At 48.6% G+C, this 13,771-nt stretch carries 9 protein-coding genes; 8 read left to right on the forward strand and 1 reads right to left on the reverse strand.

All coding sequences use genetic code 11. The features are described 5' to 3' along the window. Position 1 precedes the first annotated feature (1 nt). Entirely contained in the window at positions 2 to 1,903 is a 1,902-nt protein-coding gene (locus NDA01_RS09265; protein WP_348227728.1) for a M48 family metalloprotease, read from the reverse strand. 410 nt (positions 1,904 to 2,313) lie between these two features. Between NDA01_RS09265 and NDA01_RS09270 the strand changes: the two genes are divergently transcribed. The 8 genes from NDA01_RS09270 to hpsN all read left to right on the forward strand — a co-directional run bounded on the left by NDA01_RS09270 (position 2,314) and on the right by hpsN (position 13,764). Further along, on the forward strand, positions 2,314 to 3,498 hold the full coding sequence (locus NDA01_RS09270; RefSeq protein WP_190435752.1) for an NAD(P)H-quinone oxidoreductase subunit H: 1,185 nt from the start codon (positions 2,314 to 2,316) through the stop codon (positions 3,496 to 3,498). Between the two features lie 351 nt (positions 3,499 to 3,849). Next, on the forward strand, positions 3,850 to 5,034 hold the full coding sequence (locus NDA01_RS09275; RefSeq protein WP_348227729.1) for an NAD(P)H-quinone oxidoreductase subunit H: 1,185 nt from the start codon (positions 3,850 to 3,852) through the stop codon (positions 5,032 to 5,034). A gap of 126 nt (positions 5,035 to 5,160) precedes the next feature. Beyond that, complete coding sequence (locus NDA01_RS09280; protein WP_348227730.1) at positions 5,161 to 5,457, forward strand: DUF7734 family protein; 297 nt, start codon at positions 5,161 to 5,163, stop codon at positions 5,455 to 5,457. A 124-nt stretch (positions 5,458 to 5,581) separates the two neighbouring features. Continuing rightward, positions 5,582 to 7,558 (forward strand): sensor histidine kinase, encoded by a 1,977-nt coding sequence (locus NDA01_RS09285; protein WP_348227731.1) that lies wholly within the window; start codon positions 5,582 to 5,584, stop codon positions 7,556 to 7,558. Between the two features lie 364 nt (positions 7,559 to 7,922). Then, entirely contained in the window at positions 7,923 to 9,410 is a 1,488-nt protein-coding gene (glmM, locus tag NDA01_RS09290) for a phosphoglucosamine mutase (RefSeq protein ID WP_348227732.1), read from the forward strand. 491 nt (positions 9,411 to 9,901) lie between these two features. Next, entirely contained in the window at positions 9,902 to 11,539 is a 1,638-nt protein-coding gene (hpsL, locus tag NDA01_RS09295) for a hormogonium polysaccharide biosynthesis protein HpsL (RefSeq protein ID WP_348227733.1), read from the forward strand. Positions 11,540 to 11,553: 14 nt separating this feature from the next. Next, positions 11,554 to 12,672, forward strand: coding sequence for an acyltransferase family protein (locus NDA01_RS09300; protein WP_348227734.1), 1,119 nt, complete (start codon positions 11,554 to 11,556; stop codon positions 12,670 to 12,672). A 24-nt stretch (positions 12,673 to 12,696) separates the two neighbouring features. After that, entirely contained in the window at positions 12,697 to 13,764 is a 1,068-nt protein-coding gene (gene hpsN, locus NDA01_RS09305; protein WP_348227735.1) for a hormogonium polysaccharide biosynthesis glycosyltransferase HpsN, read from the forward strand. The last annotated feature ends 7 nt before the right edge of the window (positions 13,765 to 13,771 follow it).

The following is a 13,771-nucleotide window of genomic DNA, read 5'->3' on the forward strand; positions in this document are numbered from 1 at the left end:
CTTACCGTCGATAGATCGCTGTGGGCGCTACTTGGCGTAATTTCTTTTCTCTATTTTTGGTGTGCTTGTTCAGCAGCAGGATGTAAGTCTGCTTAGGAAATTCCATGCCATCGGCAATCTGATCAATAAATTTTTGATCGACCTGATCGCTGTTGGTCTCCCAAAACCGCTGCTGGCGCTTCACCGCCAATACATAAAAAGCTTCTTCGGGAAAGTAATGCATCACTTTCCGCACCAAGTATGCCTCTTTCAATTGATCATACCGAGCGAACTGCGTTACCAGAGATTTAATCGCCTCCGCTGAGAAATCATGGGCTTGAAATTCGTCGCTGGCTTGTACAGAAGAACGCTCTCGTCGGGCCAACATCAAGGTTTCGTAGTGCTGTTCCGCCCGTTTCTGATAAATCTGAATTTGCTCTGTTTGCCCTTGGTGGGACAAAAAATTCAGAATCAGTTCGTATCCTGATGAGGCCCAGTCGAAGCGAGCCGCGATCGCCTTTTCGATGTGCTCAATGCCTGCTGCTTCTTGCTGCTCTAGCAACACTTGCCCGAGGGTGTAATGAGCAGCAGCATGCTCAGGGTCCATCGTCAGCACTGCTTCTAACAGAGGAATTGCAGCGGCTGAGTCCCGAACTTCTAAAGTTAATCTGGCTCGCTCCCAAGCTGCTTCTAGCGTCAAAGGCTGACTTTGGGCTTGGGTTTCTAGAACTTGCAACTGTTTCTGGCATTCCTGAAGGTGGGCATATCGCTGCCGCCAAGAAGTTGCCATCTGCTCCTGCCATTGGCGATCGAAATGAGCCGTGAGCTGAGTTAAGGTTGACCCCAACAGCACTCTGGCAGCACTGACCGATACAGGCTGGGGTAGTGTCAGGGGGTGATCAGGTGAGAGCGAGACACCTAGGGCAGAAAGGCGATCGCTGAGGCAAGGATGGGTATCGGCATAATCGGTTTTGCAGGCTAGGGCATGGTTGAGCCATTGCTTAGCAGTTGCAGGCTCCGCAGGCTGGCGTAGGGCTGTGGTCAAGTTGGTAAAGGCGGTGGCGGGTGGCTCAATCTGCTGCTCTACCTGTTGGTAAATTTTAGGCCAATAGGCACTTTCCAAGAATTGAGCTTGAATATTCACGTTAATCAGGGCAGCGGCAGCATGATTCGCTCCTGCTAACTCGGCGGCACAGCGATCGGCTTCATATTCGTTATTGCGGGCGAGGACAAACGAATAAGCATTAAAGAACGGCGCATGCCAGTTAAAAAATCGTTCAAACAGGAACCAAGAACCCTGCTGTTCGCTGTGCTGTAGTCGCTCAAATAGTTGGGCATAGGTTTTACGAACACGGTAGATCCAACCTGAGAAGCGACTGTGATTTCCGGAGAGGTGACCCAGTTCGTGAGCCAGTACTGCCCGGAATTGCTCTAGGGAAAGGGCTTGCAGCAGCGGCAGACCCAACAGCAAGTAATTTTTTTGCCAACCCAACATGCCGAGGCGAGGAACTTGCGCGACAGCCGCGTTGAATTCCTCGGTCACTAACACATGATGAAAACGGGGAGCTTGTAGTTTTGTGGTGAGTTCGTCTAGCAGCGCGAACAGTTGGGGAGCCTGCTGTCGAGACAGAGGTAAGCCTGTAGGTGGTGGAAAGGTGACCCAGAGCGATCGCAGCGCAATTAAAGCGGGAATTAATACCAGAATTGCCAGCTTGATCATGGCGGTATGAATACGACCGCTGAAAAACATGAACCAAGCGATCGCCGCAAACACAGCCAATAGCCCAGCAATTACAGCAAAGATATAGACATATCCCAGCACTGCCAACAAACCCACTCGCATTCTGTAAGTGGCAGGCTGCTGGCGAGCCAATTTTTCTAAACGCTGGATCAACGCTTCAAACTTTTCTTCTGTCCAAGCCATAGCCCCTCCTTCGCCTCAGCAACTGAAGACTGTAATTGGAAATCCTCCATCAGATTTCCCAGCCAACTCTTCAATTCAAGTAGGCGGATTTACTGAATTGGTCGTGCATTGATACTGCTGAATGAGGCTGCGATCGCCTTGACCCATCAATCGTGCTTGATAGTGATAGTTCACAAAATCAATCGGGCTAGCTGAATCACAGCCAATTTTGGGAGCCGCAACTCTCTATAATTAAGAAAATGCAATAAATTGAGTACATAACAGACCGTGCCCATCCGCCACGCTTAGTGACGAGTTGTAGCGACGATTCGGAGAAAAATTTCTTCGTGATGCGCTGCTGACTTGCCATTAACCACAAACCACTGATAGGTGCGGTTGCCGAAACGACGTAAAGGGGAGACTGCTCACCGATGGCAAAGATTGAAACCCGCACAGAACCCATGGTTTTGAACATGGGGCCTCACCATCCCTCCATGCATGGTGTGTTGAGGTTGGTTGTTACCCTGGACGGGGAAGATGTGGTGGACTGCGAGCCAGTGATTGGCTACTTGCACCGTGGCATGGAAAAAATTGCCGAGAACCGTACCAACATCATGTACGTCCCTTACGTCAGCCGTTGGGACTATGCAGCCGGGATGTTTAATGAAGCGGTGACGGTGAATGCTCCCGAAAAGCTGGCCGATATTGCCGTGCCTAAGCGGGCCAGTTATATCCGCGTGATCATGCTGGAGCTGAACCGTATTGCTAACCACTTGCTGTGGCTTGGCCCATTCCTAGCAGACGTAGGAGCACAGACTCCCTTCTTCTACATCTTCCGCGAACGGGAAATGATTTATGACCTGTGGGAGGCCGCGACTGGTTACCGCATGGTCAATAACAACTACTTCCGCATTGGTGGAGTTGCTGCTGACTTGCCCTACGGTTGGGTAGACAAGTGCGAAGACTTCTGCGACTACTTCCTACCTAAAGTGGATGAGTACGAGCGCCTGATCACCGACAACCCCATTTTCCGCCGCCGGGTTGAAGGCTTGGGCACCATTAGCCGCCAAGAAGCGATTAACTGGGGTCTTTCTGGCCCCATGCTGCGGGCTTCTGGCGTGAAATGGGACTTGCGTAAGGTTGATCACTACGAGTGCTACGACGACTTTGACTGGGATGTGCAGTGGGAAACCGCAGGCGATTGCTTTGCCCGCTACATCGTGCGGATTCGGGAGATGCGTGAATCGGTCAAGATTATTCGTCAGGCGATCGCGGGATTGCCAGGTGGCCCTTACGAAAATCTAGAAGCCAAGCGGATGTCTGCGGGTCCCAAATCTGAGTGGAACGAGTTTGACTACCAATTCATTGGTAAGAAGATTGCTCCCACCTTTAAGATCCCCTCGGGCGAACACTACGTCCGAGTCGAGAGCGGTAAAGGCGAATTGGGGATTTACATCGTTGGGGACGACACGGTTTTCCCTTGGCGTTGGAAAATTCGGGCGGCTGACTTCAATAACCTACAAATTTTCCCCCACATTGTCCGCGGTGTGAAGGTTGCGGATATTGTGGCAATTTTGGGTAGCATCGACATCATTATGGGATCGGTCGATCGCTAAATCTCCAGTCATACATTAGTTTCTACGCTGTAATCCGGCGATCGCATGGGGTGGGTGAAAAACCTGCTCCATTTTTTTGTGGCTTTTCCTGTCGCTAGTTCAAGTCAAGGTTCAGTAATGTTCCATAGGTTCACCTCGCTGGGTGAGGCGATCGCTCCCGTAAAAGTCATAGAACTTAAGTATTAATTCTTAGTTCAGCACTCAATTTCAACAGCTCTATGGTTCTGAATCAACGCTACGAGTTGGAGCTGTTAGCCAAGCAAGATTGGTTGCGATTTGGACAGCGTTGGTGCCGTTGACCCATTGAGCCGATTCCCCCAACCCTGGCTTTAGGGAGGTTTTTGACTAATTATGGTCAAGCTTGAAACCAAAACCGAACCCATGATTCTCAACATGGGGCCACATCATCCCACCACCCACGGCTGCTTTCGCTTAGTCGTAACCCTGGATGGCGAAGAGGTGGTAGATTGCGAACCCGTGATTGGTTATCTGCATCGCGGCATGGAAAAGATTGCTGAGAACCGTACCAACCTCATGTACGTGCCCTACGTCAGTCGTTGGGACTATGGGGCGGGCATGTTTAATGAAGCCGTGACGGTGAATGCACCCGAAAAGCTGGCAGATATCCCAGTGCCCAAGCGCGCCAGCTATATCCGGGTGATCATGCTGGAACTGAACCGCATTGCCAATCACTTACTGTGGCTGGGGACGTTCGCGCATGATTTAGGATTAGGTACCCAACCGATTTGGATTTTTCGCGAGCGAGAAATGATTTATGACCTGTGGGAAGCCGCGACTGGTTACCGCATGGTCAACAACAACTACTTCCGCATCGGCGGAGTGGCCGCTGACTTACCCTACGGTTGGATAGATAAGTGCCAAGACTTTTGTGATTATCTGGGGCCACGCTTGGAAGAGTACGAGCGGGTCGTAACCAACAACCCAATCTTCCGCCACCGGGTTGAAGGTGTGGGCACGATTGGTCGAGCCGAAGCGTTGAACTGGGGACTTTCTGGCCCCATGTTACGAGCGACTGGCGTGAAATGGGATCTCCGCAGAGTTGACCATTATGAGTGTTATGACGACTTTGACTGGGACGTGCAGTGGGCGACAGAAGGAGATTGCTTTGCTCGCTACCGCGTCCGTTTAGGGGAAATGCGCGAGTCGATCAAAATCTTGCGCCAAGCGATCGCGGGATTACCCGGTGGCCCTTACGAAAACCTAGAAGCCCAAAGAATCACTGCAGGCCCAAAATCTCAATGGAATGAGTTTGACTACCAATTCATTGGCAAGAAAATTGCTCCCACCTTTAAAGTTCCTGCCGGAGAACACTATGTCCGAGTCGAGAGCGGTAAAGGTGAATTGGGTGTCTATTTAATTGGGGATGATAGCGTTTTCCCTTGGCGTTGGAAAATTCGCGCCGCTGATTTCAACAATCTGCAAATCTTGCCTCACTTACTACGTGGAGTCAAAATCGCTGACATTATGGCAATTTTGGGCAGCATCGACATCATTATGGGTTCAGTCGATCGCTAATTCATGTGACTCACTGCATCAGAAAATGTTGATGGTTCCTATAGTGGCTTCTAGGAGAGTTTTTTAGCTTGGCCGCAGAAACATCTCCTAATCTCAGGAAAACGCATTTTCGTAGCAGAGGCAGTCATGAATTCGATTGGATACCGTTTGGAGCAGTACACAATCAAACGCCCTCAAGAAGTTTTGATTGTCCATGCCGAAGTTGAAGGAGAACCAGACGAAATTACGATTTTTAAGGGCTTTTCTAGTTCCCTCGTGCGCCCTACCGCTTTTGATCCCGAAGTGCCGATGTTGCCAGAAGGGGCCAAAGTTATGGCGATCGATCGCCTAAAAAGCCCTTATACTCCGCAGTCCCCAGTTTATTTAGCCCAAGGGCTAACTTGGGAGCAGATGCAGGTTTTGTTATCCCAGGTAGGCGTTTAGCTTGCTACTTTACGTAAAGATAACTAGTTAAGTTTAAGAATCGGTGAATTACTTACGGATTTTCCGTAATTCCTCCGAAGTAGGGTGAAGATACGCTCTAACCTCTTTCTGTGCCTCAAGGCCTATGCAGGTTCAAAACCCCAGTTCTCCTCATAGCTACGAAATCGCGGTGCCTCAGCCGCATCTATCCAAGCGATCGCTCACTTCCGAAGCAAGTTTTCAGAGGGTGAAGCAGTGGGTGCATGGCGCGAGCATTCGTCGCAAAATTGGTTCTGGCTATGCAGTCGCGATCGGGGTAGCCCTGCTAGGCACAACTGCTGGGTTAACCGTGGGGGACTACTACCAAAATCAAGCGCAGAAACAACTCACTCGCGCTGTAAAGCAAGAGCAACTGCTGAGTGAGCTGCAACGCAATGTACTGCATATGCGCTTGCACCACCACGAGTTTGTGCCGCTCCTAGAGAAACCCGCACTGTTTGAGGCTAAGCACGATCATTTCCTCAGCCATATTGATAAAACTCAGAAGATTCTGCCAAGCCTGCAATCTGTAGCTGCAACTGAGAATTCACCTACTCTCACCCAATTTTTGCAATCCAGTCAGGGGATCGTGCGTGACTACTTCCAGCAAATGGAGGTGTTTCTGAGGGAGACAAATCCCCAAGAGCTTTCAACTACAGAACTCAAAGCTAAGCAGGCTTGGTTGCTTCAGTTTTCTACTAGCGAAGCTTCGCTCAAGTTTGATGGTCTTTTAGATAACTTAGTTCAACTGATTGAAAGCAACCGTCAGGAACAGCAGCGGGCAGAAGTGGCTTTAGCCGATGCCAAAACCCTGCGGACTGAAATCATTGCCCTAAGCATGGTGCTTTCCGTTAGCATTGCGGCTATTTTGGCAGTTTTGACGAGTCGGGCGATCGCTCGCCCCCTAGAATCTGTCACCAAGGTAGCTCAGCGAGCCACTAAGGAATCGAACTTTGAGTTACAAGCGCCCATTACCACCCAAGATGAAGTCGGCTTGTTAGCAGCGGCCTTGAATGGGTTGATGCAGTGCGTCACCGAGCATACCCACGAACTGCAAACTGTACATCAAACGCTAGAGAAACGAGTAGAAGAACGCACAGCAGAGCTTTGGCGCAAGAATGAACAGTTGGCAGAGGCTCACGACCACCTGCAACAGTTGAATGGCGAGCTGGTATCTCAAGCTCATGAGCTACATCAAGCCCTGCAAGAGCTACGTCAAACCCAAGCTCAGTTGATTCAAACCGAGAAAATGTCGAGCTTGGGCCAAATGGTGGCAGGATTTGCCCACGAAATCAATAATCCCATTACTTTCGTGGCAGCCAACCTCAACTATGCCAACACCTATATGACGCAATTGATCAGCCTGGTGCAGCTTTATCAGCAACAATATCCTCATCCTCCTGCGGTTCTCGAAGCGCAAATTGCTGACTTAGATGTTGGTTTTGTCGTAGATGACTTGCCTAAAGTTTTGGCTTCGATGCAAGCGGGAACCGATCGGATTCGCCAACTCGTTCTATCGCTGCGCAACTTTTCACGCCTAGATGAAGCAGAGATGAAGCCAGTGGATATCCATGAAGGCATCGACAACACACTGTTAATTCTGAATCATCGGCTGGCTCCAGAGATTTCAATTGTCAAGCAATACAGCGAGCTGCCCTTAGTTGAGTGCTATCCAGCGCAGCTCAATCAAGTGTTCATGCATCTGCTAAACAATGCGATTGATGCACTGTTATCTAATGCACTGCTATCGCCATCAAATCAGGCGAGGAAGCAGATTACTATTGAAACTGAGGTACTGAAATTTAATCAAATAAAAATCTGTATTGCAGATAACGGTCCAGGTATTTCCAGCGAGTTCAGTAGCAAACTATTTGATCCGTTCTTTACCACCAAACCCGTGGGACAAGGCACAGGATTAGGCTTAGCGATTTGCTACCAAATTATAGAAAAGCATCACGGCAAAATTGAGGTCGCCTCTGAGATAGGGCAAGGCGCGAAGTTTATGATTACCTTGCCAATTCAAGCGATTTCTTCTGCTAATTCAGCGGCATTGCCAGCGAAGGAATTTGTTGAGGTGATCTAAATCAAGCTAGGGACGACCCAAGCGGCTCCTCAATGACTTTGCAGATGCAGGTTACAACCCTAATCCAAGTGGCGATCGCGTTTTAGATCGTGCTTGCACTAGCTAATATGACACATACAGCAAAGCCGTCTATTCCTTGATTTAGGGTAATAGTAATGTTCAAACTTTACTATTTGACTAAAAAATATTTTTCTCCGGAAATGCACTCGGTAGCGCGTTACTTAAACGTATAAACTGAATATTTTGAAAAATCCTACAGATTCATAGCTGGACTGTACACTTTATGCTCTTGGCAGTAGAGCAGCCTCTGAGGGAAAGTGCTATTCTCCACTGTGAGTGTGTTGTGAGTGGAGTGCTTAAATTTATGGTCACATCCCCTGCCCGGACGCAACGTCCTAGCTTAGCTTCGATTTCGATTTCAACGGTACAGTCTGCCCCTTCTGGACCCACAATTCAAAAACAACCGCTTCAACTCAACCTACCAGCTACTCCGCTATTTGGTACTGATGGGATTCGAGGCCATGCGGGTGATTTGTTGAGTGCTCCTTTAGCGCTACAAGTGGGTTTTTGGGCAGGTCTTGTATTGCAATCTCACACGACTGGATCAGGCCCAATTATTTTAGGTCAAGATTCCAGAAATTCTAGCGATATGTTAGCGATGGCGCTCTCTGCGGGCTTGACCGCTGCTGGCCTAGAAGTTTGGAATTTAGGGCTGTGCCCTACTCCCAGTGTTGCTTATCTGGCTCAAACCACCGGAGCGCTGGGTGGTGTGATGATTTCAGCCAGCCACAATCCTCCAGAAGATAACGGCATCAAGTTTTTTGGCCCGGATGGAGCCAAGCTACCCCTAGCAGTCCAAGCTCAAATCGAGGCAGCGCTCCGGGGTAATGCGGTAGATGTGAAGCCGCAACTCCAAGGTGGCGATCGCTGGGGACAGCACTACCATCGGCCAGAACTATTGAGCAAGTATGTGGAGTCGCTACACAAGCCACTACTTCCAGCCGTGAACTTGCAAGGCATGCGGATTGTCTTGGATCTCGCTTGGGGTGCAGCCGCGAACTTAGCGCCTGAGGTATTTACGGCGATGGGTGCTGAGGTGATTTGTCTCCACGACAGTCCAGACGGCGATCGCATTAACGTTAACTGCGGTTCCACCCATCTTGACCCGCTACGGGCAGCAGTGAAGCAGCATAACGCTCATATCGGCTTTGCCTTTGATGGTGATGCCGACCGAGTGCTGGCCGTGGATGCTCAAGGCCGCACTGTGGATGGAGATTACATTCTATATTTCTGGGGCCAAACGCTACGTCAAGCGCAAGAGTTACCCGGCGACACCATCGTTTCGACGGTAATGGCAAACTTGGGCTTCGAGCGGGCTTGGGAAAAACAGGGCGGTAAACTGCTGCGTACTGCGGTGGGGGATCAATATGTCCACGCCGAAATGCTGCGCCAAGATGCCATGTTAGGCGGCGAGCAATCGGGGCACATTCTTTGTCGGCACTATAGCGTCAGTGGGGATGGCCTCCTAACTGCTTTACACCTAGCAGCTCTAGTGCGAGGGGCAGGTACTTCTTTGGCGGATTTAGTCGATCAAAGCTTCCAAACTTATCCCCAGCTACTCAAGAATGTGCGAGTTGAGGATCGCGATCGCCGTTTGAACTGGCAAAACTGTGATGGTTTGCAGAATGCGATCGCTCAAGCCGAAGCTCATATGGGAGACCAAGGCCGAATTTTAGTTCGAGCCTCTGGAACCGAGCCTGTGATTCGAGTCATGGTAGAAGCGGCTAGTGCCGAGTTGGCAACCCACTGGGCAGATAATCTAGTTCTAGCCGTACAAGAGCATTTGACTTAGCACTACTCAGAGTTTATTTTTTGGCAGCACCGATAGCAGCTCGATAGTTTGCTAGGAAATAGAGGGTTGTTGAAGACAGCGAAAGCTACTACAGCAACCCTCTATTCTTAGATTTGCCGAGTCTGATCTTGACAAAGGCTTTTTTGCATGCAGAGATCACATCGATGTTAAATTTTTCCAAGGTTAATAGGGTCAGTTGTTTAAAGCCTTCTTAAAGCCAAGACAAACAGTCGCCGGATCAGAAGCCTAGATGCCACAATTGGTAGGCCCCTCTCCCTACTGCTGATGCCGATACCCTAGCTGTTTCTCAACTTTATTTGGGGTTCTCGCAGAAAGAATCTACGCAATTGGTACAACCCTTTAAATGCCTCTGAAACTACTGCTAGTTTCTCCGCCAGAAAATGCCACTAATTGATTGACCTAATTAGTTGTGGCTCCGCGTCGAGGCTCCGAGTCAAAGTTAAGGAGAGGATCAGCCTCATAGTTTTGCTATGCCCAAATCAAAACTGAAGTCAAAGCAAAAAGCTCTCAATGACGAAGCCCCGCCGCTAACGATGAAGGAGCGGTTGGCTCAGAAACGAAAAGCTGCCCAAGCCCGGAAAGAACTCGTTAACTACACAATTTTTGCCCTTTTACTGTGTGCAGTTGCGGGCTTATGTTTCGGTGTAATTAATGAAGATCCGAAGCCAGGAATTGGCTTAACTGTGGGTCTGCTTTGCCTCAGCCTGTCATTTAAGTATCCGCGTCAGGCAATGTGGGGATTTCTCATCTACCTGCCCTTTGGCGGAACGATCACCTATGCGATTGGCAATAGCCCTTTGCTCCAGTTGGCTAAGGACGCTTTCTTTATCCCAGCTCTCATTGGCACTATTCAGTACTGTCGGCGCGAGCGTCTGCCTTTTCTAATTCCTAAGCAGCTCATGCCAGCATTGGGAATTTTGTTTGCCTATTGTTTACTAGTTCTAGCTTTTATTAACGGCTCTCAACAGATGGCGGCTAATGGAGCTGAGCAGCCATTTGCAATGGGAATTTTGGGCCTCAAGGTTTTGATGGGCTATATCCCTTTAATCGTCTGTGCTTATTACTTAATCCGAGACAAAAAAGATCTCCATTTCCTCCTGCGCCTGCATGTTGTGTTGATTTTGGCATGTTGCGGTCTTGCCTTCATTCAATACACTTTCCTCAAGACAGGCCGTTGTGCTGGAACGGTAGCCTCGGGAGCATCTCTCTTCAAAGCCTCTCTAGACGCAAGATGCTTAGTCGGTGGTTCTCTGCTATATAGCCCTGAGCATGGGCAGATCCGCCTACCTGGAACTTTTGTTGCCCCGTGGCAGTGGGGTTGGTTTCTCATTTCCAGCGGGTTTATCAGCTTTGCTGCGGCCTTCAGCGATCCCTCATTTGTTTGGCGAAATGCTGGGTTGTCAGCAATGGCAGCAACCTTCATTATGTCTACTTTATCGGGCCAAAGAATTGCGTTAGCACTGGTGCCAGTGACCACAGTGATTCTGCTAATCCTTACGGGACAAGTCACTAACCTCAAACGCTTTATTCCCATAGGCGCAGGCTTAGGTCTGATTTTGAGCGTTGCGATGGCAGCCAATCCAGAGGTTGTCCAAGAGCGGATTACTAGTTTTCAAGGACGATGGGAAGCTTCACCCCCTCAAGCCTTCATCATGCAGCAGTTTGAATATGCCGCAGAGCGATCTGGTTTTTTAGGCAAGGGTTTGGGGCGAGCCACGAATGCGGCCCGCTCTTTGGGCAACTCAGAACTCATTGAAACCTACTACCCTAAATTACTTTACGAAATTGGGCCGCTGGGAGTGCTGGCTTTTTTGGTAGTAGCGATCAGCTTGACCATTATTACATTTAAGGCTTATCGCTCTGTGCGCGATCGCAGTTTGAGAAGTTATGGAGCTAGTTTCTGGGTTTTCATCTTATTCATTAGCTTCAATACTTACTACTACCCCTTAGATGTAGACCCAGTGGCTGTTTACTACTGGTTTTTTGCTGGCGTGATTTTGAAGTTGCCAGAATTAGATCGCCAGGAAAAATTACTCAAAGAAGCCTCGGAGGATTTGGTTAGTAAGAAGAAAGGTAGGCGAGCGAAAAAAGCAGCAGCAACTTTATAAGGAACTCAACCGCCGTGAATTGTGAAACTAAAGTGGTTAGAAAGAGATTAGATTGGATTGACCAAACCAAGGGAATTGCAATCTTAGCAGTTATCTTATTCCACTTTTTTCAAAACTACCCTGAGCGCTTTGATTTAGTCGTCGCTTTAGATCGAAATGGGGCTCGCTTCGGATACGCTGCGGTTGATATTTTTTTTGTCATGGCTGGGTTTAATACCAGCTATGCTTTAGCCTCAGCTTTAAAGACAGCTAATTTAACTGAGATATCAGTAGATTGGAAATTGTGGTTAAAGAAGCGAATCTCTCGGCTGTATCCTACTTATTTTCTGGCGGTTGTATCTAGTTTGATGCTCTATCAGTGGTTCGGCCACTTAAAAATCAACTCGATTCAGAACTTTATCCTGAGCTGTATTGGCTTGGCAGGTTATGAGTTTCAATCGATTAACCCTGGTTTTTGGTTTTTTACAGTCATCCTAGAAGCTTATTTGAGCATTCCTCTAATCTTCTATTTTTGTCGGGGTCAGACAGTCAAGATTTTGGAGTTAGGGATTTTAGTTGCTGCCCTAACCAAGGCTCTTTGTTGGGTTCTACCTCAAAGTTCACCGAGTTTCTGGTTTTTGTTGCAAAATAACTTCTTAGGTAGCTACTTTTTTCAACTTTGCCTTGGTTTGTACTGGGGATTTGTTTACTTTGAGAAGCAATCCTTTAGGAGAATTGATTGGCTAGCAGCTATTGGCACTTTTGCGCTTGGTGTTGTAATTTGTGCCGGAATGGTTTTGAGCCAAGTCAGCATCATTTATATGTTTGGGTTTGATGTGCTGCTTTCGCCAATTCTATTCTTGGGACTTTGTGCCCTTCTCCAATTCTTGAGCCAATGGCGATCGCTACAGTGGGGCATGAGCGTTCTTTCGTTACTGGGACTTTACTCATATCAACTATATTTAATTCATCAACCGCTTTTTGTGGTGGCTTTGCGTAGACTCAATCAGTTGCTTGATTTGCCCCCTTATCTTCAACTCGGCTTCTCTGTTTTAGTAGTAGGTTTATTACTTACTATTTATGGATTCTTATTTGTCAAAACAGAAGTTGTTATTCGCAAACAGACTGGAAAATTAGTGAGTAGTCAAGCTTAGATGACCAACCAAACTGAAACTGCAATGAAAAATTCAGATGTTATGGCTTGGCCTTTAATCTCGGTGATTGTTCCCACCTATTGTCGTGAGGAGGCTTTGCGAGACACCCTAGTGGATGTCATGGCGCAGGACTACCCTAACTTTGAAGTGTTGGTGGTAGACCAAACTCGTACCCACGAGCCTGCGACTGAAGCCTACTTGGAGCAACTAGCCACAGCAGGCAAGATTCAGTGGTTCCGGGTGGATTGGGCCAGCTTGCCCGGAGCGCGAAACTACGCCGTGCGGCGCTCTACGGGTGACATTATTTTGTTCATTGATGACGATGTGCAGCTTACGCCTGGTTTTCTAGCAACGCATGCCCGCAACTATGTGGAACAGCCAGATGTGGGGGCTGTGGCGGGTCGTGTCTTCGATCGCATGAAGCTGACTGAGTCGAAGAAAACTCGCGTCATTGAATATTTGCCCCCCGAAGCGATGGACCCAGGAATAGCCTGGTATCACATTGATTTGGTTCACACGATTAAACCTCAGCAAGTGTTGACCGCGAGAGGCTGTAATATGTCCTTTCGGCGGGAGTTATTTGAGCAGCATGGCCTGCACTTTGATGAGCGCTTTCGAGGTAGCGCTGTGCGAGAGGAGTCTGACTTTTGCTTGCATATTCGCCAAACGGGCTATCACATTTGGTACGACCCAGAAGCTCATCTGGTGCATTTAGGAGAAGAAACGGGAGGTTGTCACGATATCAGCACGCGATCGCTGCAATATCAACTCACTTTCTACCACAATCACTTCTTGCTAGGGCTGAAGAATCTCACCCCACGCCAAGCTCTACGGTTGTTTGCTCGCCTATTCGACTGTCACGTTTTAGGTCGGCCACCTTGCCACAAGAGCGGCTCTCCCCTAAAGATCCTGAGTCGCGCGGGGTTCTATTTCTTAGGATTCCTGAGTGCTGTTTGGACTTTGATTAAATCTATCTGGGATGATGGTCAAACCTATACACGCTTGGATCAGAACGTTAAAGTGACACAGGCACCCGTGGCCAGCCAATCGTTAGATGAACAAGCTACAGCTGTTAGCTCCATGAAGTCTTAGCAGATGT

It is taken from the genome of Trichocoleus desertorum AS-A10, assembly GCF_039962155.1.
Taxonomy (GTDB): Bacteria; Cyanobacteriota; Cyanobacteriia; order FACHB-46; family FACHB-46; genus Trichocoleus.

Coding starts and splice junctions, on each gene's coding strand:
- NDA01_RS09270 (WP_190435752.1), top strand. CDS start 2,314: ATGGCAAAGATTGAAACCCGCACAGAACCCATGGTTTTGAACATGGGG.
- hpsL (WP_348227733.1), top strand. CDS start 9,902: ATGCCCAAATCAAAACTGAAGTCAAAGCAAAAAGCTCTCAATGACGAA.
- NDA01_RS09285 (WP_348227731.1), top strand. CDS start 5,582: ATGCAGGTTCAAAACCCCAGTTCTCCTCATAGCTACGAAATCGCGGTG.
- NDA01_RS09265 (WP_348227728.1), bottom strand. CDS start 1,903: ATGGCTTGGACAGAAGAAAAGTTTGAAGCGTTGATCCAGCGTTTAGAA.
- NDA01_RS09275 (WP_348227729.1), top strand. CDS start 3,850: ATGGTCAAGCTTGAAACCAAAACCGAACCCATGATTCTCAACATGGGG.
- NDA01_RS09280 (WP_348227730.1), top strand. CDS start 5,161: ATGAATTCGATTGGATACCGTTTGGAGCAGTACACAATCAAACGCCCT.
- glmM (WP_348227732.1), top strand. CDS start 7,923: ATGGTCACATCCCCTGCCCGGACGCAACGTCCTAGCTTAGCTTCGATT.
- hpsN (WP_348227735.1), top strand. CDS start 12,697: ATGAAAAATTCAGATGTTATGGCTTGGCCTTTAATCTCGGTGATTGTT.